Consider the following 20,919-nt stretch of genomic DNA (forward strand, 5'->3'; position numbering starts at 1 on the left):
CGCGTCGTTTCTGCTAGACGCCTCCCGTGCGCATCCTGTTCATCACCTCCACCCGCATCGGCGATGCCGTGCTGTCCACGGGCCTGCTCGACCACCTGCTGCGCGAGAATCCGGGCGCGCGCGTCACCATCGCCTGTGGCACGGTGGCCGAGGGCGTCTTCGCCCGCATGCCGGGGCTGGAGCGCATCATCCCCGTCACCAAGCGCCGCTGGTCGCTGCATTGGCTGGAGCTGTGGCGCCAGGTGGCGTTCCGCCGCTGGGACCTGGTGGTGGATCTGCGCGGCTCGGCCATCGCCTGGACGCTGCTGACGCGGAAGCGCGCGGTCATGAAGGGCGGCCGGCGCTCGGGCCACCGGCTGCTGCACATCGCGGAAACCTTGGGCGTCACCCCTGCGCCGCGCCCCGTCGCCTGGTTCGGCGAAGCGGAGGCGGCGAAGGCCGAGGCCCTGTTGCCGGGCGGGCCCTGGCTGATCCTGGGGCCCACGGCGAATTGGCGGGTGAAGATGTGGCCGGCGGAGCGTTTCATCGCGCTCGCGCAGAAGCTGACCGCGCCCGAGGGGCTGCTGCCCGGCGCGCGGCTCGCCATCCTGGGCGGGCCGGGGGCGGCGGAGCGGCAGATGGCCGAACCCGTGCTGGCCGCGCTGCCGGAGGCGCTCGATCTCGTGGGCCAGCTGTCCCTGCCCGAGGCGGCGGCGGTGCTGGCGCGCGGCGCCCTCTTCATCGGCAATGATTCCGGGCTGATGCATCTCTCCGCCGCGACCGGCGCGCCGACGCTGGGGCTGTTCGGCCCGACGCCGGCCAGCGAATACGCGCCCATCGGCGCCCGCGCCCAGGCCGTGCTGGCCAAGGGGCCGCCGGCCAATACGCCCATGCAGCGCCTGGCGGTGGAGCAGGTGGTGGAGGCGACGGAGCGCGTGCTGGCGCTGCCGGTGCCGGCATGAAGCTCTCCGCCCTCGTCGTCGCGCGCAATGAGGCGGCGCGGCTGCCCGCCTGCCTCGCCACCCTCGGCTTCGCCGATGAGATCGTGGTGGTGCTGGACCGCAGCACGGATGCGAGTGCGGAGATCGCCCGCGCCGCCGGTGCGGTGCTGCTGGAGGGCGGCTGGGCGCTGGAGGGGGATCGCCGCAATGCCGGCATCGCGGCGTGTTCGGGCGACTGGATCCTGGAGGTGGATGCCGATGAGCGCGTGCCGCCGGAACTGGGGGCCGAGATCCGCGCGCTGATCGAACGGAGCAGCGCCGCCTTCCACCGCGTGCGCATCGACAACTACGTGGGCGAGCGGCTGATCCTCCACGGCTGGGGCGGCAGCTTCGGCACCACGCTGAAGCCCATCCTCTTCCGCCGCGGCGCCAAGCATTGGCGGGCGCAGCGCGTGCATCCGGGGCTCGACTGGACCGGTTCCGAAGGCGAGCGGCTGACCGCGCACGGCATCCGCCATGAGCTGGACCGCGACATCTCCGACATGCTGCGCCGGCTCGACCGCTACAGCAGCGCCAAGGCGTCGGATCTGCTGGCTGAGGGCGACATCGGCACGCTGGGCAACAACGTCCGGCGCTTCATCTCGCGCACCTTCAAATGCCTGATCGGGCGCAAGGGCTACAAGGAGGGCGGATGGGGCCTGCTCATCGCGCTCTGCGCCGGGCTGTTTCCGCTGCTCTCCTACCTCAAGGCCAAGCTGGAGCCGGAGCGGCACCGGCCGTGAAGATCGTGCTGGCCAATGAGGGGCCGCGCATCGAGGCGGACGCGATCGGAGAGCGGCCCCTGGGCGGCGTGGAGACGGCGGTGGCGCTGCTCGCGCAGTCCTTCGCGCGGCGCGGGCATGAGCTGACGCTGCATTTCGAGGACGAGCGCGGGACGCTGCCCGATCGCGCGGATCTGGTCATCGCGACGCGCGTGCCGCGCCTGTTCCGCGAATTGCCGCCGGGGCGGCGCGTGCTCTGGCTGCACAATCCGGCGCGCTACCTGAACAAGCCACGCCACGCCTGGCCGCTGCTGCTGGCGCGCCCGGCGCTGGTGACGCTGGGTCCGCACCACATGGCCACACTGCCGCGCTGGCTGCCCGGGCTGCGCGTGGACATCCCGCTGGCCGTCGCCCCGCCCTTCGACGCCTCGCCGCCCGAGCGCGCGGCCCCGCCGCCGGTTGCGATCTTCACCTCCAACCCGCTGCGCGGCCTGGATGAGCTGGCGCGGCTCTGGCCGCGCATCGGGTTGGGCGAGCTGCACGCCTATTCGGGGGCAGCGACCTATGGCCATGACCCGCGCCTGGCTGCCCGCGCCGCGCCCATCCTGGCGCGTGCGGGCGCGGTGCCGGGCATCACGCTCTTTGACCCGGTGGCGCGCCCCGAATTGCTCGCGCGCCTGATGAGCGCGCGCTGCATGCTCTACCTCGGCGACCCGGGCGAGACCTTCTGCCTGGCCGTCGCGGAAGCACAGGCGGCGGGCCTGCCCTGCGTGGTGATGGACCGCGGTGCCGTCGCCGAGCGCATCGAGGATGGGCTGACCGGCATGGTGGCGCGCAACGAGGCGGAGTTCGTCGCCGCCGCGCAGGCGCTGCTGCAGGATGACGCGCTCTGGCTGCGCATGCATCGCGCGGCGCTGGCGCGCGGCCCCGGGCCCAACTGGACCGATGTGGCGCAGGCCTTCGAGGCGCTCGCATGATTCGTCTCGCCAACATCATGGCCGGCGCGCCGCAGGGCGGGGCCGAGGCCTTCTATGAACGGCTGACGCTGGCTCTGCATGGCGCGGGCGAGGCGGTGCTGCCCGTGATCCGCCGTGATCCCGGCCGTGCGGCGCGCCTCGCCGCGACGCAGCCGGTGCAGCTGCGCTTCGGCGGCGCGCTCGACATCCTCACGCCGATGCGCCTGAACCGCATCCTCAGCGACTGGCGGCCGCGTGTGGCGATGGCCTGGATGAACCGCGCGGCGGGCATGACGCCACGTGGCGACTGGACGCTGGTGGGACGGCTCGGCGGCTATTACGACCTGAAATATTACCGCCACTGCGACCACCTGGTGGGCAACACGCGCGATCTGCGCCGCTGGATCATCAGCCAGGGCTGGCCAGAGGAGCGCGTCCATTTCCTGCCCAACTTCGTCACCGATTTCGCGGGTGTCCCGCCGGCGCCCGGCGTGCAGCTGCTCGCCATGGGCCGCCTTCACACGAACAAGGGCTTCGACACGCTGATCCGCGCCATGGCCCTGGTGCCGGGTGCCCATCTCAGCATCGCCGGCGAGGGGCCGGAACGCGCGGCCCTCGAAGCCCTGGCGCGGGAATGCGGCGTGGCGGACCGTGTGGCGCTGCTGGGCTGGCGCGAGGATACCGGCGCGCTGCTGGCGGGCAGCGACCTCTTCCTCTGCCCCTCGCGCCACGAACCCCTGGGCAATGTGGTGCTGGAGGCGTGGTCCGCCGCGCGGCCCGTCATCGCCGCCGCCGCGCAAGGCCCCTCCGAGCTCATCGAGGATGGCGAGACCGGCCTGCTGGTGCCGGTGGACGCGCCGGAGCCCATGGCCGAGGCCATCCGTGCGCTGCTGGCGGACCCTCAACGCGCCGCGCGCCTCGCCGCCGCCGGCCGCGACGCCTTCGAGCGCGACTTCGCGGAGGCGACAGTCCTCGCACAGTGGCGCGATTTCCTGCACAAGGTGCAGCGATGAGGAATCGATAGATGTGCGGCCTCGCGGGCCTCGCGCTGCGCCCCGGCGCCCAGGCGCCCGAGGGCGCGCTGGATGCGATGGTCGCCGCCCTCGCCCATCGCGGGCCGGATGGCTCGGGCCAGCATGTGGCGGGTGCCGTCGCCCTCGCGCACACCCGCCTCTCGATCATTGATCTCGTCACCGGGGACCAGCCGCTCTTCGCCGGCGGCGCTGCGCTCGTCGCCAATGGCGAGATCTACAATTACCGCGAGCTGCGCGAGGTCAACCAGCTCCTCTGCGCCACGCAATCCGATTGCGAGCCGCCGCTGCATCTCTATCGCCGCGATGGGCTTGGCTTCGTGGAGACGCTGCGCGGCATGTATGCCATCGCGCTGCATGACCGCCCGGCGCGGCGCCTGGTCCTCGCCCGCGACCCCTTCGGCATCAAGCCGCTCTACATCGCCGAGACCGAGGCGGGCATCGCCTTCGCTTCCGAGCCGCAGGCGCTGATCGCGGGCGGTTTCGCCCAGGCCCGCATCCGCCCCGAGGCGCGGGATGAGCTGCTGCAGCTGCAATTCACCACGGGGGCGGAGACCATCTTCCAGGGCATCCGCCGCCTGCTGCCCGGCGAGAGCCTGACCATCGCCGATGGCAAGATCGTCGAGCGCCACCGCCGCATGGCCCTGCCCGAGGGCCCGCCGGAAGCCATCACGGAGGAAGCGGCGCTGGCCCGCCTCGACGCCGCGCTGGAGGAAAGCGTCACGCTGCATCAGCGCAGCGACGTGCCCTATGGTCTGTTCCTCTCAGGCGGCACGGACAGCGCGGCCATCCTCGCCATGATGGCCCGCCTGAACGAGAAGCCGGTGATGGCCTTCACCGCGGGCTTCGATGTGAAGGGGGCCGCCGATGAACGCGCCGCCGCGCGCCGCGCGGCCGAGGCCGCGGGTGCGCGCCATGTCGAGGTGATGGTGGATGAGGCGATGGTCTGGCGGCATCTGCCGGAGATCGTGGCCTGCATGGATGACCCGGCGGCCGACTACGCCATCATCCCCACCTGGTTCCTCGCGCGCCGCGCGCGGGAGGAGGTGAAGGTCGTGCTCTCGGGCGAGGGCGGTGACGAGATCTTCGGCGGCTATGGCCGCTACCGCTCGGCCATGCGGCCCTGGTGGCGCTGGGGGCGTGCGATGCGTGCGCGCGGCACCTTCGACCGCATGGACGTCCTGCGGAACGAACCGCGCTTCTGGCGTGACGGCATCGCGGCGGCCGAGAGCGAGGCCGCGCGCGGCGGGCGCACGCGGCTGCAGGCGGCGCAGGCGCTGGACGTGGCGGATTGGCTGCCCAATGACCTGCTGACCAAACTCGACCGCTGCCTGATGGCGCATGGCGTGGAGGGCCGCACGCCCTTCCTCGATTCCGGCGTGGCCGAGGCCGCCTTCCGCCTGCCGGATGCGCTGAAGGTGCGTGACAACCAGGGCAAGTATCTGCTGCGCGCCTGGCTCGCCAGGCACTTCCCTGCGAGCGAGCCCTTCCGCCCGAAGCAGGGCTTCACCGTGCCCGTCGGCGCCTGGATCGAACGCCGGGCCGATGTGCTGGGGCCTCTCGTCGCGAGCCAGCCCGGCATCGCCGAGATCTGCAAGCCCGGCCGCGTCGAGCAGATCTTCCGCCGCGCGGGCGAAAAGAAGCCAGGGGCGGCGGCCTGGCACCTGCTCTTCTACGCGCTCTGGCACCGCCGCCACATCGAGGGGCTCGCCGCCGAGGGCGACGTGTTCGACGTCCTGGCCTAACTCACTCGCCGATGTTCAAGAGCGCGCCGCGCACCCGCGCCGCGCGCAATTGCCGCATGAACAGCCACCCCGTGCCCGCGAGCCAGAGCGCGTTCAGCGCGTAGGCGGCGGCCAGATGCCCCCAGGCGACGTGCCCTTCCATCAGCGCCGCGCGCATCCCCTCGAAGACATGCGCCGCCGGCAGGGCGAGGGCCACAGGCTGCAGCCAGACGGGCAGGGTGCTCACCGGATAGAAGACGGCGGCGAAAGGCGCGATGCCGAACAGCACCGACCAGGCGAGGCTCTCGGCGCCCGCGCCGTAGCGCAGGATGAGCGAGGTGCAGCCCAGCGCCACCGCCCATCCCATCAGGATGAGGGCGGTGAAGAACAGCACCATGGCCGGCCCCATGTCGAAGACGTTGAAGGCATAGAGCAGCCAGGCGAGCAGGATCGCCGGCACCACGCCGATCAATGTGCGCAGCACCGACATCGCCATGAGCCCCGCGACCAGCTCGCCCGGGCGCAGCGGCGAGACGAAGATGTGGCCGAGGTTGCGGGACCAGATCTCCTCCAGGAAGGAGATGGAGAAGCCCATCTGGCTGCGCAAAGCCGCCTCCCACAGCAGCACGCCGCCCAGGAGCACGCCGGCGGCGGCACTCGCGACGTTGTTCTGAAGCCCCGTGAGATAGGTCGTCATGAAGCCCCAGACGATCATCTGCAGGATGGGCCAGTACATCAGCTCGATCACGCGCGGCGGCGAGCGGCGGTAGAGCGCGAGGTGGCGATAGACGAGGCCCCAGACGCGGCGAAGAGACGGCGTCAAGACAGCGCCTCCGCCCGCGTGCCCCGCGCGATGTCGAGGAACACCTGCTCCAGATCCTCGCGCCCATAGCGCGCGACGAGATCGGCGGGCGCGCCCTGATCCACCACGCGCCCCTGCTTGAGCATGAGCACATGGCCGCAAAGCCGCTCCACCTCGCCCATATTGTGGCTGGCCAGCAGGATCGCGCAGCCGGTCGCCTCGCGGTAGCGCTCGATGCTGCTCCGCACCCAGTCGCCCGTATCGGGGTCGAGGCTCGCGGTGGGCTCGTCCAGCAGCAGCAGCTCGGGCGTGTTGATCAGCGCCTTGGCGAGCGCGACGCGCGTCTTCTGCCCGGCCGAAAGCTCGCCCGCCGGGCGGTCGATGAAATCGGTGAGCTGCAGTTCCTCGGCCAGTTCCGCGATGCGGCGCTTGAGGCCGGCGACGTTGTAGAGATGGCCATAGACGGTCAGGTTCTCGCGCACCGATATGCGATGCGGCAGCGAGATGTAGGGGGACGAAAAATTCATCCGCGCCAGCGCGGCGAAGCGGTCCGTCGCCATGTCATGGCCGAGGGCGGTGATGCGCCCCGATGTCGGCACCAGCAGGCCCAGCAGCATGGCGATGGTCGTGGTCTTACCCGCGCCATTGCCGCCCAGCAGCCCCATCGTCGCGCCCCGGGCGAGGGTGAAGTTCAGCCCATCCACCGCCGGGGGACGGTCGGGCGCATAGGATTTCACGAGATTCTCGACGATCAGGGCCTGGGTCACATCGCGCATATGCGGCCCCCGGGGCGCATCGTCACCCCCTCCATGGTTTTCGTTGACAGCACGCCGCCCCGCCAGGGAGGCTTGCGCGAGGGATCGCCGCCCCATGAAGGGCCGCGACCCCGGGGAGAGACACGCCATGCATCGCCGCAGCCTGCTCGCGGGCGCCAGCCTCGCCATTCCCGCCCTGCAGGCCAGCGCGCAAGCCTGGCCCACGCGGGAGGTCCAGCTCGTCACCGGCTTCGGCCCGGGCGGCGGCACGGATGTGGTGGCGCGCTCCATCGCCGCCCACATGGAACGCGCGCTGGGGGTGAGCGTCATCGTCCGCAACACGCCGGGCGCGGGTGGCACGCTCGGCCCCGCGCGCATCGCGGCCTCGCGGCCGGATGGCTACACCTTCGGCCTCGTCGGCCTCTCCGCGCTGGTGGTGGCGCCGCTGACGATGGAGGTGCCCTACCGGCCCTTCGAGAGCTTCGACATCCTGGGCACCACCTCCGAGCTTCGCATCGGCTTCCCCGTCGGCCCCTCCATGCCCAATGTCCGCAGCATCGCCGATTTCGTGGCCGAGGCGCGGCGCCGCCCCGTCACCTTCGCCAGCACCAACCCGGGCTCGGCGGTGGCGATGTTCGAGTTCCAGCGCCTCGCGCGCTTCGAGATGAACTACATCCAGTTCGGCAGCATCACCGATGCGGCGGCGCAGGTGGCGGGCGGCCATATCGACACCTACACCGGCACGCCGGAGATGATCGGCCTGGTGCGCGCCGGCAATCTGCGGATGCTGGCCAGCGCCAGCGTGGATCGCTGGCCCGAATTCCCCGAGGTGCCGACGCTGATCGAGCAGGGCTTCGAGACGGCGACGCGCCAGCCCATCATCTGGGCCGGCCCCGCCGGCCTGCCGCCACCCATCCGCGAACGCCTGGCCGGCGCCCTGCTGGCCGCGGCGCGCGACCCGGAGGTCCAGGCCCGGCAGAACAACGCCAGCATCGCCTCGCGCGTGCTGGATGGGGCGCAGACCGCGGCCCTCATCCAGCAGGTGCGGCCGGGCGTGGAGGCAGCGATCCGCGGCTCGGGCGTGGCCCGCCGCGCCGGGTAAGCCTCCCCGGCGCGGCGGTGCCGTTCAGCCGCGCAGGCTGCGCGCGGCCTCCACCATGCGTTGCAGCGCGGGGCGAACCTCCTCCCATCGCCGGGTCTTCAGCCCGCAATCGGGATTGACCCAGATGCGCTCCGCCGGCACCCGCTGCGCCGCGATGCGCAGCAGGCGCTCCATCTCCGCCGCCTCGGGCACGCGCGGCGCGTGGATGTCATAGACGCCCGGCCCGATCTCGTTCGGATAGGCGAAATCCACGAAGGCGGCGAGCAGCTCCATCCGGCTGCGCGCCGTCTCGATCGAGATCACGTCGGCATCCATCTCCGCGATGCGGTCCATGATGTCGTTGAACTCGGAGTAGCACATGTGGGTGTGGATCTGCGTCTCGGCCTGCACGCCGCTGGCCGAGATGCGGAAGCACTGCACCGCATCCGTCAGGTAGGCGTCCCATTCGTCGCGCCGGAGCGGCAGCCCCTCGCGGAAGGCGGGTTCGTCGATCTGCACGATGGGGATGCCGGCGGCCTCCAGATCCGTCACCTCGTCGCGGATCGCATAGGCCAGCTGCCGCCGCACCACCGCGCGCGGAATGTCGTCCCGCACGAAGGACCATTGCAGCATGGTGACCGGGCCGGTGAGCATGCCCTTCATCGGCCGCGCGGTCAGCGCCTGTGCGCGGCGCGCCCATTCCACCGTCATCGGCGCGGGGCGGGAGACGTCGCCGAAGATGACCGGCGGCTTCACGCAGCGCGAGCCATAGCTCTGCACCCAGCCATTCTTCGTCACGGCGAAGCCCACGAGGAAATCGGCGAAGTGCTCCACCATGTCGTTGCGTTCGAACTCGCCATGCACGAGCACATCGAGGCCGATCTCCTCCTGCCAGCGGATCGCCTCCGCCATGCGTTCGGTGAGGAAGGCGTCATAGCCCGCCGCCGTCACCTCGCCGCGCTTGCGGGCGGCGCGGGCGGCGCGGATCTCGGCGGTCTGCGGGAAGCTGCCGATGGTGGTGGTGGGGAAGGGCGGCAGCCGGAGCCGCGCCTGCTGCGCGAGGCGCCGCTCATCGAAGGGCGCGCGCGCCGCATCCTCGGCGCGGCCGGCGGCGAGGCGCGCCGCCACGGCCGGATCATGCAGCCGGGGCGAGCCGCGCCGCGCCGCCTGGCGCGCATCGCTCGCCGCCAGCTCTTCCGCGATGGCGCCGCGACCGGCGGTGAGGCCGCGCGCGAGGATCGCCACCTCCTCCAGCTTCTGCCGCGCGAAGGCCATCCAGCCGCGCAGCTCGGGGTCGAGGCCGGTCTCAGCCGTAAGGTCCATCGGGCTGTGCAACAGCGAGCAGGAAGGGGCGACCTGCAGCAGCTCGAAGCGCCGCGCGGCGGCGGCGGCGCGCACCAGCCGGAAGGCGCGGGAGAGATCCGTCGCCCAGACATTGCGCCCATCCACCACGCCGAGCGAGAGCATCATGCGCGGCGGCGCGTGGCGCAGCGCCACATCCAGCATGCGCGGCGCCCGCACCAGGTCGAGATGCAGGCCGGCGACGGGCAGGGTGAGCGCCGTCTCCAGATTCTCGCGCAGGTCGCCGAAATAGGCGGCAAGCATGATCGAGAGGCGCGGCGCCGCACCTGCCAGCACCAGATAGGCGGCGCGCAGCGCGGTGCGGGCGGCGGGTGTCAGGTCGAGCGCCAGGCAGGGCTCGTCCATCTGCACCTCGCGCGCGCCGGCGGCGGCGAGCCGGCGCAGCGTCTCGGCATAGAGCGGCAGCAGGCCGGGCAGCAGCGCCAGCGGGTCGCCCTTGCCATCGGCCATCTTGCCCAGCAGCAGGAAGGAGACGGGCCCCAGCAGCACGGGCCGCGTCTGGACGCCCTGCGCCTTCGCCTCCTCGAAGGCCTCCACCGCCGGGAAGCCGGTCGCCACGAACTCCTGGCCGGCGCGGAAGACGGGGACCAGGTAGTGGTAGTTCGTGTCGAACCACTTGGTCATTTCCAGGGCCGGCGCGCCCGGGGCGATGCCGGCCAGGCGCTCGCCCGCCGTGCCGCGCGCGCCGCGGGCGAGGGCAAAGCGCGTGGCGAGCGAGACCGACTGGCCCCGGCACCAGCCATAGCCTTCGGGAATCGCACCGAAGGCGCAGGCGTGGTCGAGCACATGGTCATAGAGCGCGAAGTCGTTGCTGGGCGGCACGGCGATGCCGGCCGCACGTTGCAGGGCCCAATGACGGGCGCGCAGCTCGGCGGCGGTGGCGAGCAGCGCGGCCTCATCGGCCTGTCCCGACCAATGGGCCTCGAGCGCGGTCTTGAGTTCGCGCCGGAGGCCCATGCGCGGAAAGCCGAGATTATAGGCTGTCATGTGATGTCATCCCTGAGACAAGGTCCGGGCGTGGCGCGGCCTTCGCCCTTCGCCCCCGTGGCGGGGCGGGGGGCGTGCAGCCGGATCGGGCCCCGCGCGATGGCGGGGGCCGCGTCAGCGCCCTGGGGTTGGCGGAAGGTGTCGAAGCGCCAGCCGCTCCCGCGCCGCGCGGCAGATCACCAGGCGTTCCGCGGCCGAGGCGCGCATCCAGCGGGTGATCTCATCGCGGCTGCGGCCGCAGCCGATGCAGATGCCCGCGGAATCCAGCGCGCAGATCTGCACGCAGGGCGAGGCGGGCGCCTCGGCTTGGTCGGGAAGGGCTGGCATGGCGGTCAGCCCGGCGCGCGGCCGGGACAGCTCCGCCGGCTTCGGCCGGGTCTGGGGATGGGCAGTCGGGCGCGGTGAAGGCGCATGGTCATGTCTCCTGTCCGGCGGCACCCCGCGCCGGGATTGGGTGGGTCGATGCGCTGGCAGGTCTCCTGGCTCACGGGTCAATGCCGGCCCTGCCGCCTTCCCAGGGAGGAATCCCCAGTGGCGCGCCCCGAAACGGGGCGAAGCAGGGTCAGCTCGCCGCTGACAGTTGCGGGGGCAGCCGCCGACTTGGCCTGACCTCCCTTGGAGGGGAGGGGGCCGCACGGCGTTCCCTTTTCACCGGCTCGCGCCGGACCAACACGTCATCAACATATCCTTATGTCATGTCGCGTCAAGACAAATCTCCACCCTATCCGATCGCGCCGCCAAGCGCGCCGCGCTGCGTTGCAGGATGGCGCGCTTGTCGGGCGCCGTGGCGGCCGGCCATTGCGCGATCTCGGCCCCGGTGCGGCCGCAGCCGGCGCAGACATGCGCCTCCAGGCGGCAGAGATTGCGGCAGGGGGAGGGTGGGGCATCGCGCATGGGGCAACTCCAGAGGAACCACCCGGCGGCCGCGGCCTTGGGCCGCTTTGCGCCCATCCTTCCCCAGGCCGGGGCCCCGCGTCCAGTACCCGTCTTGCCCCCCGTCTTGCTTCTCAAGGCGGACGCGTCAGATTGGCGCCCTGTTCGACGGAGATGTCCATGCCCCATTACGATCTCATCCTGCGCGGCGGCCAGGCCGTGCTCCCCTGGGGCATCGAGCCGCTGGACATCGGCGTGCGCGATGGCCGCATTGCCGCCATGGGCAACCTGCGCACCGCCGAAGCCACGCAGGAGGTGGATTGCCGCCACCTGCACGTGCTGCCCGGCCTGATCGACGCCCATGTCCATCTGCGCGAGCCGGGTGACGCGGCGGTGGAGACCATCGCGACCGGCACGAAGGCCGCGATCCTGGGCGGCCTCGCCGCCGTCTTCGACATGCCGAACACCGCGCCCTCCATCACGGATTCCGCGCAGCTCGCCTGGAAGCGGAAATATGTGAGCGAGGTCGCCTATTGCGATGTCGGCCTCTATGTCGGCGCCTCCAAGAAGAACATCCCCGACCTCGCGGCGCTGGAGGCGGAGGAGAATGTCTGCGCGGTGAAGGTCTTCGCCGGCTCCTCCACCGGGGACCTGCTGATCGAGGATGATGCGAGCCTGGAGGCCGTGATGCGCTCCGGCCGCCGTCGCATCTGCTACCACTCGGAGGACGAGTATCGCCTGCAGGCGCGCAAGCCCAACTACACGTCGGGCATGCCGCACCGGAACCACATGGAGTGGCGCGATGTGGAATGCGCGATGCTCGGCACGAAGCGCCTGATGGCGATCGCCCGCAAGACCGGCCGCCCCGCGCATATCCTGCATGTGAGCACGGCCGAGGAACTCGCCTACCTCGCCGACTACAAGGACATCTGCTCGGTCGAGGTGCTGATGAACCACCTCACCCAGACGGACGAGGCCTATGACCGCCTCGGCGGCTATGCCGTGATGAACCCGCCCATCCGCGACCAGCGCCACCTCGAGGCCGCCTGGGCCGCGGTGCGCAACGGCACGGTGGACGTGGTGGGCAGCGACCACGCGCCGCATTCCCGCGCGGCGAAGGAGCGCCCCTGGCCCGATACGGCGGCGGGGCTGACCGGCATCCAGACCATCGTGCCTGTGATGCTGGACCATGTCAGCGCCGGGCGCCTCAGCCTGATGCGCCTGGTGGACCTGATGTGCGCCGGCCCCGCGCGCATCTATGGCGCGGTGAACAAGGGCCGCCTCGCGGTGGGCTACGACGCCGACTTCACGCTGGTGGACATGGCGAAGGCCCGCGAGATCACCAATGACTGGATCGCGAGCCCCTGCGGCTGGACGCCCTTCGACGGCTATCGCTGCCAGGGTTGGCCGGTCGGCACCATCATCCGCGGGCATGTGGCCATGCGCGAGGATGAGGTGCTGGGCGGCCCGGTCGGCCGCCCGGTGAAGTTCCGGTAGACGCTTCAGCGGGTCGGCGCGGTTCCCGGCGTCGTTCCGCCCGGCGTGGCGCCGGATCGTGACGGCGGCGTGCCGGTGCTCCCCGGCGCCATCCGGCCCTGGCCCGTGAGGCCCGGCTGCATGCTCCCCGGCGTGCCGCCACTGGCCGCGCCGGTCGAGCCCATGCCCGGTGCCTGACCCGCGACCGAGCCCTGCGGCATGGAGGTGGCGGGCTTGCCCGCGCCCATCCCCTGCGCGTCGCGCGCCCTGTCCCCGGGCGCGAGCCCGCTCTGCGCCGACTGGCGCGTGCCCCGGGCCTCGCCCTGCGGCGGAACGCCGGGCGAGGGCGCGATGGGCACCGTGCCCTGCTGCCCACCCTGGCCGGTCATCGGCGGCACCGTGCCCTGCACCACGCCGGCCGGCGTGTTCGTGCCGGGGGCGGGCGGCATGTTCGGCCGGGCGGCGTCGCGCGACATTCCGGGCGTTTCGCTGGCCGGCTGGGCCTGGGCCGCGCCGAGGGTCGCGAGCAGCGCGGCGGCGGCGATGTGCGGAAGCTTCATGGCATCCTCCTTCAGGATCACTCGCCCTTTCAAACCGCCGATCCGCCCTGGGGTTGCCGTCATGGACAGGCCGCGTCGCCGCTGGTCTCCTCGCCCCATGCGAATCGGCATCCTGCAATGCGGGGAAATCCCCGAGGCCCTGATCCCCGAACATGGCGGCATGGCCGACATGATCCGCCGCCTGGTCCCGCCAGGGCACGAAGCCGTGCCGCATGACGTGACCACCGGCCGCATGCCGGAGAGCCCCACCGCCTGCGACGCCTGGCTCATCACCGGCTCGGCGGCCGGGGTCTATGACGACCTGCCCTGGATCGCGCCGCTCAAGGATTTCCTCGTCGCGGCGCGCGGCAGGGCGAAGCTCGTCGGCATCTGCTTCGGCCACCAGATCCTGGCCGAGGCGCTGGGCGGCCGGGTGGTGAAGTCCGACAAGGGCTGGGGCATCGGCCTGCACCGCTACGACGTCACGGCCGGCGCCGCCTGGATGGATGGCCCGGCGCCCATCCGCATCGCGGCCTCCCACCAGGACCAGGTGGTGGCGCCGCCGCCCGGCGCGCGGGTCTGCCTCGCCAGCGACTTCACGCCCTTCGCCGGCCTCGACCATGGCGATGCCATCTCCTTCCAATGCCACCCCGAATTCACGCCCGAATTCTCCATCGCCCTCCTCGAGGGCCGGCGCGAGATGCATGGCGCGGCGGGCGAGGCGGCGATGGAATCGCTGCGCAGGCCGGATGACGCGGCGCGGATGCGCGCCTGGATCGCGAGGTTCCTCGAGGGTTAGGGCGAAGCCTGCGCCATCGGCTCGATGCGCGGCAGCAGGTCGGCCGGGATGCCGGGCCACCAGGCCGTGCGGTTCGCCTCCTGAGCGGGCGTCAGATAGACCGGCCCATCCACCACGCCGCGCTGCATGGGGACGCTGGGCGGTGGCGTCACCCAGCAATCCACGCGGCCCAGGCTCGGCGTGCAATAGGGCGGTGGCCCGGGCGGCGGCGGCACGGGCGCGCAATAGGAGAGGCCACGGTCCAGCCGCACGATCGAGCAATCCCGCCCGCTCAGCCCGGAGACCAGGATGTCCGGCACGCCGCGCCCGGTGAGGGTGATGGAGGCAACGCTCGCGGCACCCGCGATCGCCAGGCTCGCGGTGTCGCAGCCCGCCAGCGGCAGCGGTGCGGCCAGCAAGGCGATCAGCGTCAGGGGCGGGGGCAGGGCGGCACGCATCGCGGCCAGCATCGCCCGCGCGGGTTGACCGTTGGTGAAGGGGAGGGGCCGCCCGAGATTTCACGGCGCGGCGATCATGCTCTATACCCCAGGGCCCAGAATGCTGGGGCCCGATACCCTGGGGCCCTGAACCAGAAGGCGCGTGACCTTGCCGGACTTGATCGATGAAGTGGATGAGGAGCTTCGCGCCGAGCGGGCGAAGAAGCTCGCCCAGCGTTACGGCGGCCTCGCCACGGGCGCGCTGCTGCTCGCCATCGCCGGCGTCGGCGGCTGGGAGGGCTGGCGCTGGTATGAGCGGCGCGAGGCGGCGCAGGCCGGCCAGGCCTTCCTGACCGCCACGCGCGACGCGGCGGCCGAGGGCGCCGACCTGCGCGCCGCCGCCGAGCGCTTCGCCGGCCTCGCCCAGGCCGCCCCCGCCGGCTACCGCACGCTCGCCCGCCTGCGCGCCGCCGCCCTGCTGGCCGAGACCGGCCAGCTCGACGCGGCCCTCGCCGCCTGGGAGGCGATCTCCCGAGACAACGAAACCGACCCGCTCTACCGCGATCTCGCGACCGTGCTCTGGGGCCTGCACGCGCTGGACGCGGGCGATGCGGCGGTGATCGAGGCCCGCATGGGCCCGCTCGCCGCGCCCGGCGCCCCCTGGCGCGCCTCCGCGCAGGAGGTGCTGGCGCTGGCGGCGCTGAAGCGCGGCAACACCGAACAGGCCCGCCGCGCGTTGCAGGCGGTGCTGGCCGATGCGACCACGCCGCAGGGCCTGCGCGACCGCGCGAGCCGCCTGCTGCAAGGATTGGGAAGCTAGATGCAAGACCGCACCCCCTCCCGTGGCGCCCTGGGCCGCCGCGCCGCCCTCCTCGGCAGCGCCACGCTGCTCGCCGGCTGCGACACGATGCGCGACTGGTTCGACTCCGCCCTTGGCCAGAGCAAGACGCCGCTGCCCGGCGAGCGCGTGCCCGTCATGGCGGTGGAACGCGGCCTCTCGGTGGACGCCTCGGCCGTGAACCGGCCCTTCGCCCTGCCCGCGCCCACGCTCAACACCGAGTGGACCACCGCCGGCGGCAATGCGGGCCATGCGCCGGGCCACCTCTCCCTGCCCAGCCCGATCGGCCAGGTGTGGAACACCTCCATCGGCTCCGGCACCGGGTATCGCCAGCGCCTCACCGCCTCCGCCCGCGTGGTGGGTGACACGCTCTTCGCCGTGGATGCCTTCGGCTGGGTGACGGCGGTGGATGTCGCGCGCGGCGGCCGCCGCTGGCAGACCGACACCCGCCCCCGGCGCGACCGCGACGGCGCGGTGGGCGGCGCCATCGCCTATGCCAATGACACGCTGTACTGCGCGACCGGCCTCGCCGAGATCATGGCGCTCGACCCGGCCTCGGGCGAGATCCGCTGGCGCGCGTCCCTGCCCGCGCCGGCGCGCGGCGGCCTCGCCGTCGCCGGCAACCGCATCCTGGTGCCGACCATCGAGAACCAGCTCCTCGGCCTCAACGCCGAGGACGGTGCCCGCGCCTGGACCTTCCGCGCCACACCCGTGCAGGCCCTGCCGCTCGGCCTGCCGAGCCCGGCGGTCGAGGGCGATGTCGCCGTCGGCGGCTTCCCCTCGGGGGAGGTGGTCTGCTTCCGCGTCGCCGATGGCCGCGTGCTCTGGAGCGAGAGCCTGGGCACCAGCCGCGGCGGCGTCTCCATCGCCGATATCGGCGCCATCACGGCGCTGCCCGTCATTGACCGCGGCCGCGTCTTCGCCGTTGGCATGGCCGGCGCCTCCACCTCGCTCGACCTCCGCTCCGGCCGCCGCGTCTGGGAGCGCGAGGTGGGCGGCACCCAGACCCCCGCCGTCGCGGGCGACTGGGTGTTCCTGCTGACGCGCGCGGGCTCGCTCATCTGCATGACGCGCGACGAGGGCCTGGTGCGCTGGATCACGCCGCTGCCCGCCTTCGCCAATGAGGCGCGCAACCGCGACCCGATCTCCTGGGGGCCGCCCGTGGTGGCGGGCGGGCGCCTGCTCATCACCGGCAGCCACGCGCAGCTCTTCGAGGTGAATGCCGAGAATGGCGAGATCCTCGCCCGCTCGCGCATCCCCGATGGCAGCAGCCTGCAGCCGGTCGTGGTGAACAACAGCGTGTATCTCATCACCGATGGCGGCAACGCCGTGGCCCTGCGCGGGGTCGGCTGATGGGCCGCTTCAACCATGGCGCGTGACCCCGAGAACCCGGCCCGGCACCGCGACACCTCCGGCCTGCCCGTCGTCGCCATCCTCGGCCGGCCCAATGTCGGCAAGTCCTCGCTGTTCAACCGGCTGGTGGGGCGGCGCATCGCCATCGTGGACGACACGCCGGGTGTGACGCGCGACCGCAAGGAAGCCGAGACGCAGATCGCCGGCCGCAACCTGTTGCTGGTGGACACCGCCGGCCTCGAGGAGGCGGCCCCCGAGACGCTGTTCGGCCGCATGCGCGCGAGCTCCGAGGCGGCCCTCGAACAGGCCGATGTCGCGGTCTTCGTCGTGGATGCGAAATCCGGCATCACGGCGTCGGACCGCGCCTTCGCCAATTGGCTGCGCCGCGCGCGCCGGCCCGTCATCCTCGTCGCCAACAAGGCCGAGGGAAGGGGCGGCGCCCAGGCCGCGATGGAAGCGTATGAGCTGGGCCTGGGCGACCCCATCGCCGTCTCGGCCGAGCATAATGAGGGCATCGCGGGCCTGATGGAGGCCATCGGCGAACACCTGCCCGAAGAGGTGCCCGAGCCGGAGGAGGGCGAGGCCAAGCTCTTGCGCCTCGCCATCCTCGGCCGCCCGAACGCGGGCAAGTCCACCCTGCTGAACACGCTGCTGGGCGAGGAGCGCATGATCACCGGCCCCGAGCCGGGCCTGACGCGCGACGCCATCGCCGCCGTCTTCCAGGACGAGGTGGGCCCCATCCGCATCGTGGACACGGCCGGCATGCGCAAGCGCGCGCGCATCACGCACCGGCTGGAGGAGATGTCCGTCGCCTCCTCCATCTCCGCCCTGCGCGAGGCGGAGGTGGTGATCCTGGTGCTGGACGCGAATCTCGGCCTCGAGGAGCAGGATATCCGCATCGCCCGCCTGGCCGAGCGCGAGGGCCGCGCGGTGGTGATCGCACTCAACAAGTGGGATTCGGTGGAGGATCGCGCCGCCGCCCGCAACCGCGTGGCCGATACGCTGGAAACCTCGCTCAACCAGCTGCGGGGCATCGAGGTGGTGACCATCTCGGCCGCCACCGGCGCGGGCGTGGACAAGCTCATGCCCGCCGTCCGCCGCACGCATGAGCGCTGGAACCGCCGCATCGGCACCGGCGCGCTGAATCGCTGGTTCGCGCAGATGCTGGAGCGGCACCAGCTGCCTTTGGTGGACGGCAAGCGCCTCAAGCTGCGCTACGCCACCATGCCGAAGGCACGACCGCCCACCATCGTGATCTTCGGCACGCGCGCCGAGCAATTGCCGCTCGACTACCAGCGCTATCTGTTCAACGGCTTCCGCGAGGAATTCGACATGCCGGGCGTGCCCATCCGCCTGCAGCTGCGGGGCACGGAAAACCCCTACGCCGAGGAGACGGACTGAGGGGTTTTTCATGCCATGGCGAGGCGGACGGAGCGCGGGATGCTGCGCCGGCCGCCCGCATTGGCGAAGAGCTTGATGTAGGTGCGGCCCATGCGCCGCCACCAGCGGCGGAAACGGTTGGGGTCCGGATCTTCGAATTCGCGTTGGAAGATGCCCGCCAGGGTTTTGGACAAATCCGGATCGGGCAGCAGCCAGGGCGGCCCAGGCAGGGCTTCGAGAAGCTGCAACCGTCGCGCCAGCACAATGATGCGCAAGTCCGACGAGTTTCGCGGCCCGTCTGGCCCCCCGGAAAATCACGCGGCGGAGCTGCTGGAGGGGATGGCGCGGCCCGAGGTCGTGCAGCGCTTCCAGAAGATGTTCCCAGAGCCCGCCATGGCACAGCCGCCGGAAATGGCGCGAGACGGTGCACGGACGGGCCATAGCGTTCCGGCAATTCCCGCCAGGGCGCGTCGGTGGAGAGCAGGAAGAGGATGGCGTTCATGCGCTCGCGCAGGTCCGGGAGCTTTCGCCCGGCGGGGCTGGTCTTCTGCGCCAGCACATAGGGGCGCAGCGCCTCCCATTGGCGGTCGGAGAGGGCGGTGAAGGGGACGCGCTGCTTCATGGCCACACTCCGAAAAACAGGGAAAATAGTCCTAAATGCCCGCAAAAGTCAAGGAAATCGGGGAGCCACGGGCTCCCCGAACCCCTGCGGCAACCCAGCCCTTCGCAATTCGCCGAAGCATCCGCCGCCGTTTCGCGCCTAGGCTCGTCCACCCCCACGGAGCCGCGCCCATGTCCGCCGCCTACGAGACCTTCCGCGACCTGCATCGCCAGCATCTTCGTCATGCCCAACCCCTGGGACGGCGCCTCCACCCTGCTGCTGAAGCGCGAGGGCTTTCCCGCGCTGGCCTCCACCTCCGCCGGCCTCGCCTTCGGCCTGGGGCTGCCGGACGCCGCCGCCGCCCTGGGGCGTGACCTTTCGGTGCAGCACGCGGCGATGATCGCCCGTCTCTCCGGCCTGCCGGTGAATGGCGATCTGGAGGATGGCTTCGGCCCCGCGCCCGAGGATGTGGTGGCGACGGTCGAGGCCTCCATCGCGGCCGGCCTCGCGGGCCTCGGCATCGAGGACACGACGGCCGACCCCGCCAGCCCCATCCATGATTTCGACCACGCCGTGGCCCGCATCGCCGCCGCCGCCAAGGCCGCGAAGGGCCGCATCCTCCTCACCGCGCGGACCGACAATTTCCTGCATGGCCGCCCGGACCTGGACGACACGATCCGCCGCCTCGTGGCCTTCGCCGAGGTCGGCGCCGATGTCCTCTACGCCCCCGGCCTGCCCGACATGGCGAGCATCGAGGCGGTGGTGCGCGCCGTGGCACCCAGGCCGGTCAACGTCGTCTTCGGCCCCCGCACCGGCCCGGTGCCGCTGGCAAGGCTGGAGGCGGCCGGGGTGAAGCGCGTCTCGCTGGGCGGCGCGCTCTACCGCCAGGCGATGGGCAGCCTGGTTTCCGCCGCGCGGCGGCTCAAGGTCGGCGATTTCGACATCATGGGGGCCGCGCCGAGCAGCGCCGAAATCACCGCGCTGCTGCCGCGCTAGAGCGTGCTGCGTTCACATGCGTTCACTTCGCTCGCTCTGGGTTTTGCTGAGAGGATGATTCAGCGTTTCGGCGATTCCGCCTCAACGCATCATGCTCTGGGCGCAGGCCGACGCGGGGTGCGCGCCAGATCGGGCTCGGTCCCGCGCGCGACCAGCGCCGTCAGCGCCGCCCGGACGAGCGCGGACGTCCCGCCGATGCCGGTCAGCGCGCGCCCGGGCCACCAGCGCGTCATCGGGGGTGAGCGTCGCGCGCATCCCGGAACCCTGTCACCGTCCCGCACCCCCCTTCCAGAACCCGCGCCGACAACGCAGTATCCGCCGCGAAGAGCGGCGGCGCGCGGTGCGCAACCGCAATGCCGGGAACACCAGCCCTGCGGCGCGCAAGCCAAGCCGCCGGAGGCGGCGCCCGGCGCTTGAGGGCGGAAAACACTCATGATCAACAAGATCGTCAACACGCTGGCCGAGGCGCTCTCGGGCGTGAAGGATGGCAGCACCGTCCTCATCGGCGGCTTCGGCAGCGTGGGCCAGCCGGATGCGCTGATCGAGGCGCTGATCGAGCAGGGGGCGACCGACCTCACCTGCGTCGCCAACAATGCCGGCACCGGCCGCGTGGGCCTGGCGCGCCTCATGGAACTCGGCCGTGTGCGGAAGATCATCTGTTCCTTCCCGCGCAGCGCCGGCAGCGTGGTGTTCGAGGAGCTGTATCGCGAGGGCAAGATCGAGCTGGAGATCGTCCCCCAGGGCACCATGGCCGAGCGCATGCGCGCCGCGGGTGCGGGCATCCCCGCCTTCTACACCGCGACCTCGCACGGCACGCTGCTGGCCAAGGGCAAGGAGGAGCGCGAATTCAACGGCCGGAAATACGTGATGGAACACGCGCTCAAGGCCGATGTCGCGCTGATCGAGGCCTGGGAGGCCGATCGCTGGGGCAACCTCACCTACAATCTCTCGGGCCGGAACTTCAATCCGGTGATGGCGATGGCGGCGGACCTGACCATCGCGCAGGTGCAGCACATCGTGGATCTGGGCGCGATCGACCCCGAGCGTGTCGCGACGCCCGGCATCTTCGTGAACCGCGTCGTCCGTGTGGACCGCGGCGAGCCTTGGGTTTGATGCCCTCAGACGTGTCACGCCGGAGGCGTGCTGTCCGCACGACGCGCGGCCTCCGGCCGCTCGGCTTCGCGCCGCCGGTGGCGCGCTGGCCGCACGCGCAGCCTGGGCGCGGCGGCCGCGTTGCGGCCGCATTCTTTGGGGGCGGTCCGGATTGGC

21 protein-coding genes, 1 pseudogene and 1 riboswitch are annotated in these 20,919 nt (G+C 72.0%); of the genes and pseudogenes, 13 read left to right on the top strand and 9 right to left on the bottom strand.

The window, feature by feature from the left end; translation table 11 throughout:
• Positions 1-26: 26 nt before the first annotated feature.
• From ACQ860_RS19290 to asnB, 5 genes are read left to right on the top strand one after another with little or no spacing between them, the layout of a single operon-like run.
• Positions 27-941 (top strand): glycosyltransferase family 9 protein, encoded by a 915-nt coding sequence (locus ACQ860_RS19290; protein WP_431304955.1) that lies wholly within the window; start codon positions 27-29, stop codon positions 939-941.
• On the top strand, positions 938-1,702 hold the full coding sequence (locus ACQ860_RS19295; RefSeq protein WP_431304956.1) for a glycosyltransferase family 2 protein: 765 nt from the start codon (positions 938-940) through the stop codon (positions 1,700-1,702). The genes ACQ860_RS19290 and ACQ860_RS19295 overlap by 4 nt, the downstream gene beginning before the upstream one ends.
• Positions 1,699-2,658, top strand: coding sequence for a glycosyltransferase (locus ACQ860_RS19300; RefSeq protein ID WP_431304957.1), 960 nt, complete (start codon positions 1,699-1,701; stop codon positions 2,656-2,658). Before ACQ860_RS19295 ends, ACQ860_RS19300 begins: the two co-directional genes overlap by 4 nt.
• Positions 2,655-3,650 carry a glycosyltransferase gene (locus ACQ860_RS19305; protein ID WP_431304958.1) on the top strand — a complete coding sequence of 332 codons (996 nt, stop codon included), beginning with the start codon at positions 2,655-2,657 and terminating at the stop codon, positions 3,648-3,650. Before ACQ860_RS19300 ends, ACQ860_RS19305 begins: the two co-directional genes overlap by 4 nt.
• 11 nt (positions 3,651-3,661) lie before the next feature.
• Positions 3,662-5,413 (top strand): asparagine synthase (glutamine-hydrolyzing), encoded by a 1,752-nt coding sequence (gene asnB, locus ACQ860_RS19310; protein ID WP_431304959.1) that lies wholly within the window; start codon positions 3,662-3,664, stop codon positions 5,411-5,413.
• 1 nt (position 5,414) lies between these two features.
• Here the strand turns inward: asnB and ACQ860_RS19315 are convergent, their stop codons facing one another.
• Both ACQ860_RS19315 and ACQ860_RS19320 read right to left on the bottom strand, forming a co-directional pair.
• Positions 5,415-6,215, bottom strand: a complete 801-nt coding sequence (locus ACQ860_RS19315) for an ABC transporter permease (protein WP_431304960.1) — start codon at positions 6,213-6,215, stop codon at positions 5,415-5,417.
• On the bottom strand, positions 6,212-6,970 hold the full coding sequence (locus ACQ860_RS19320; RefSeq protein ID WP_431304961.1) for an ABC transporter ATP-binding protein: 759 nt from the start codon (positions 6,968-6,970) through the stop codon (positions 6,212-6,214). Before ACQ860_RS19320 ends, ACQ860_RS19315 begins: the two co-directional genes overlap by 4 nt.
• Before the next feature lie 127 nt (positions 6,971-7,097).
• Here ACQ860_RS19320 and ACQ860_RS19325 point away from each other — a divergent pair, with 127 nt between their 5' ends.
• Positions 7,098-8,051, top strand: a complete 954-nt coding sequence (locus tag ACQ860_RS19325; protein WP_431304962.1) for a Bug family tripartite tricarboxylate transporter substrate binding protein — start codon at positions 7,098-7,100, stop codon at positions 8,049-8,051.
• Between the two features lie 24 nt (positions 8,052-8,075).
• Here the strand turns inward: ACQ860_RS19325 and metE are convergent, their stop codons facing one another.
• The 3 genes from metE to ACQ860_RS19340 form a co-directional block, all read right to left on the bottom strand.
• Positions 8,076-10,379, bottom strand: a complete 2,304-nt coding sequence (gene metE / locus ACQ860_RS19330; protein WP_431304963.1) for a 5-methyltetrahydropteroyltriglutamate--homocysteine S-methyltransferase — start codon at positions 10,377-10,379, stop codon at positions 8,076-8,078.
• 114 nt (positions 10,380-10,493) lie between these two features.
• Positions 10,494-10,706 (bottom strand): DUF1289 domain-containing protein, encoded by a 213-nt coding sequence (locus ACQ860_RS19335; protein WP_431304964.1) that lies wholly within the window; start codon positions 10,704-10,706, stop codon positions 10,494-10,496.
• A 125-nt stretch (positions 10,707-10,831) separates the two neighbouring features.
• Positions 10,832-11,065: riboswitch (cobalamin riboswitch) on the bottom strand.
• Positions 11,066-11,072: 7 nt separating this feature from the next.
• Complete coding sequence (locus ACQ860_RS19340) at positions 11,073-11,273, bottom strand: DUF1289 domain-containing protein (RefSeq protein ID WP_431304965.1); 201 nt, start codon at positions 11,271-11,273, stop codon at positions 11,073-11,075.
• A gap of 159 nt (positions 11,274-11,432) precedes the next feature.
• Here ACQ860_RS19340 and ACQ860_RS19345 point away from each other — a divergent pair, with 159 nt between their 5' ends.
• On the top strand, positions 11,433-12,749 hold the full coding sequence (locus ACQ860_RS19345) for a dihydroorotase (protein ID WP_431304966.1): 1,317 nt from the start codon (positions 11,433-11,435) through the stop codon (positions 12,747-12,749).
• A gap of 5 nt (positions 12,750-12,754) precedes the next feature.
• Here ACQ860_RS19345 and ACQ860_RS19350 read toward each other — a convergent pair whose 3' ends face one another.
• Positions 12,755-13,288 (bottom strand): hypothetical protein, encoded by a 534-nt coding sequence (locus tag ACQ860_RS19350; protein ID WP_431304967.1) that lies wholly within the window; start codon positions 13,286-13,288, stop codon positions 12,755-12,757.
• A gap of 97 nt (positions 13,289-13,385) precedes the next feature.
• On the opposite strand from ACQ860_RS19350, the gene ACQ860_RS19355 reads away from it, so the two are divergent.
• Positions 13,386-14,066: a glutamine amidotransferase-related protein gene (locus ACQ860_RS19355; RefSeq protein WP_431304968.1), complete on the top strand. Its 681-nt coding sequence runs from the start codon at positions 13,386-13,388 to the stop codon at positions 14,064-14,066.
• Here the strand turns inward: ACQ860_RS19355 and ACQ860_RS19360 are convergent.
• The gene (locus ACQ860_RS19360; RefSeq protein ID WP_431304969.1) at positions 14,063-14,503 is read right to left on the bottom strand and encodes a hypothetical protein; all 441 of its coding nucleotides are present in this window, start codon (positions 14,501-14,503) and stop codon (positions 14,063-14,065) included. The two genes, ACQ860_RS19355 and ACQ860_RS19360, sit on opposite strands and share 4 nt — an antisense overlap.
• A gap of 148 nt (positions 14,504-14,651) precedes the next feature.
• Between ACQ860_RS19360 and ACQ860_RS19365 the strand changes: the two genes are divergently transcribed.
• From ACQ860_RS19365 to der, 3 genes are read left to right on the top strand one after another with little or no spacing between them, the layout of a single operon-like run.
• Positions 14,652-15,302 (top strand): tetratricopeptide repeat protein, encoded by a 651-nt coding sequence (locus tag ACQ860_RS19365; protein ID WP_431304970.1) that lies wholly within the window; start codon positions 14,652-14,654, stop codon positions 15,300-15,302.
• Complete coding sequence (locus ACQ860_RS19370; RefSeq protein ID WP_431304971.1) at positions 15,303-16,673, top strand: PQQ-binding-like beta-propeller repeat protein; 1,371 nt, start codon at positions 15,303-15,305, stop codon at positions 16,671-16,673. It abuts the gene before it with no gap.
• Between the two features lie 15 nt (positions 16,674-16,688).
• Complete coding sequence (gene der / locus ACQ860_RS19375) at positions 16,689-18,074, top strand: ribosome biogenesis GTPase Der (protein ID WP_431304972.1); 1,386 nt, start codon at positions 16,689-16,691, stop codon at positions 18,072-18,074.
• 8 nt (positions 18,075-18,082) lie between these two features.
• Here der and ACQ860_RS19380 read toward each other — a convergent pair whose 3' ends face one another.
• Positions 18,083-18,328: a hypothetical protein gene (locus ACQ860_RS19380; RefSeq protein ID WP_431305813.1), complete on the bottom strand. Its 246-nt coding sequence runs from the start codon at positions 18,326-18,328 to the stop codon at positions 18,083-18,085.
• A 215-nt stretch (positions 18,329-18,543) separates the two neighbouring features.
• Positions 18,544-18,675: pseudogene (locus tag ACQ860_RS19385) on the bottom strand (hypothetical protein); the annotation flags it as partial.
• Between the two features lie 222 nt (positions 18,676-18,897).
• Between ACQ860_RS19385 and ACQ860_RS19390 the strand changes: the two are divergent.
• Both ACQ860_RS19390 and ACQ860_RS19395 read left to right on the top strand, forming a co-directional pair.
• The gene (locus ACQ860_RS19390) at positions 18,898-19,650 is read left to right on the top strand and encodes an isocitrate lyase/PEP mutase family protein (protein WP_431304973.1); all 753 of its coding nucleotides are present in this window, start codon (positions 18,898-18,900) and stop codon (positions 19,648-19,650) included.
• A 432-nt stretch (positions 19,651-20,082) separates the two neighbouring features.
• Positions 20,083-20,763: a 3-oxoacid CoA-transferase subunit A gene (locus ACQ860_RS19395; RefSeq protein WP_431304974.1), complete on the top strand. Its 681-nt coding sequence runs from the start codon at positions 20,083-20,085 to the stop codon at positions 20,761-20,763.
• Positions 20,764-20,919 lie beyond the last annotated feature (156 nt).

It is taken from the genome of Sediminicoccus sp. BL-A-41-H5, from assembly GCF_050632405.1.
In the GTDB taxonomy this organism is placed as follows: Bacteria; Pseudomonadota; Alphaproteobacteria; order Acetobacterales; family Acetobacteraceae; genus Roseococcus.

What these genes read in the sequence shown, in the direction of transcription:
- metE (WP_431304963.1), bottom strand. Translation starts at nt 10,379, where the DNA reads ATGACAGCCTATAATCTCGGCTTTCCGCGCATGGGCCTCCGGCGCGAA.
- ACQ860_RS19390 (WP_431304973.1), top strand. Translation starts at nt 18,898, where the DNA reads ATGCCCAACCCCTGGGACGGCGCCTCCACCCTGCTGCTGAAGCGCGAG.
- ACQ860_RS19335 (WP_431304964.1), bottom strand. Translation starts at nt 10,706, where the DNA reads ATGCCAGCCCTTCCCGACCAAGCCGAGGCGCCCGCCTCGCCCTGCGTG.
- ACQ860_RS19360 (WP_431304969.1), bottom strand. Translation starts at nt 14,503, where the DNA reads ATGCGTGCCGCCCTGCCCCCGCCCCTGACGCTGATCGCCTTGCTGGCC.
- ACQ860_RS19350 (WP_431304967.1), bottom strand. Translation starts at nt 13,288, where the DNA reads ATGAAGCTTCCGCACATCGCCGCCGCCGCGCTGCTCGCGACCCTCGGC.
- ACQ860_RS19340 (WP_431304965.1), bottom strand. Translation starts at nt 11,273, where the DNA reads ATGCGCGATGCCCCACCCTCCCCCTGCCGCAATCTCTGCCGCCTGGAG.
- ACQ860_RS19370 (WP_431304971.1), top strand. Translation starts at nt 15,303, where the DNA reads ATGCAAGACCGCACCCCCTCCCGTGGCGCCCTGGGCCGCCGCGCCGCC.
- ACQ860_RS19320 (WP_431304961.1), bottom strand. Translation starts at nt 6,970, where the DNA reads ATGCGCGATGTGACCCAGGCCCTGATCGTCGAGAATCTCGTGAAATCC.
- ACQ860_RS19395 (WP_431304974.1), top strand. Translation starts at nt 20,083, where the DNA reads ATGATCAACAAGATCGTCAACACGCTGGCCGAGGCGCTCTCGGGCGTG.
- der (WP_431304972.1), top strand. Translation starts at nt 16,689, where the DNA reads ATGGCGCGTGACCCCGAGAACCCGGCCCGGCACCGCGACACCTCCGGC.
- asnB (WP_431304959.1), top strand. Translation starts at nt 3,662, where the DNA reads ATGTGCGGCCTCGCGGGCCTCGCGCTGCGCCCCGGCGCCCAGGCGCCC.
- ACQ860_RS19325 (WP_431304962.1), top strand. Translation starts at nt 7,098, where the DNA reads ATGCATCGCCGCAGCCTGCTCGCGGGCGCCAGCCTCGCCATTCCCGCC.
- ACQ860_RS19355 (WP_431304968.1), top strand. Translation starts at nt 13,386, where the DNA reads ATGCGAATCGGCATCCTGCAATGCGGGGAAATCCCCGAGGCCCTGATC.
- ACQ860_RS19295 (WP_431304956.1), top strand. Translation starts at nt 938, where the DNA reads ATGAAGCTCTCCGCCCTCGTCGTCGCGCGCAATGAGGCGGCGCGGCTG.
- ACQ860_RS19345 (WP_431304966.1), top strand. Translation starts at nt 11,433, where the DNA reads ATGCCCCATTACGATCTCATCCTGCGCGGCGGCCAGGCCGTGCTCCCC.
- ACQ860_RS19305 (WP_431304958.1), top strand. Translation starts at nt 2,655, where the DNA reads ATGATTCGTCTCGCCAACATCATGGCCGGCGCGCCGCAGGGCGGGGCC.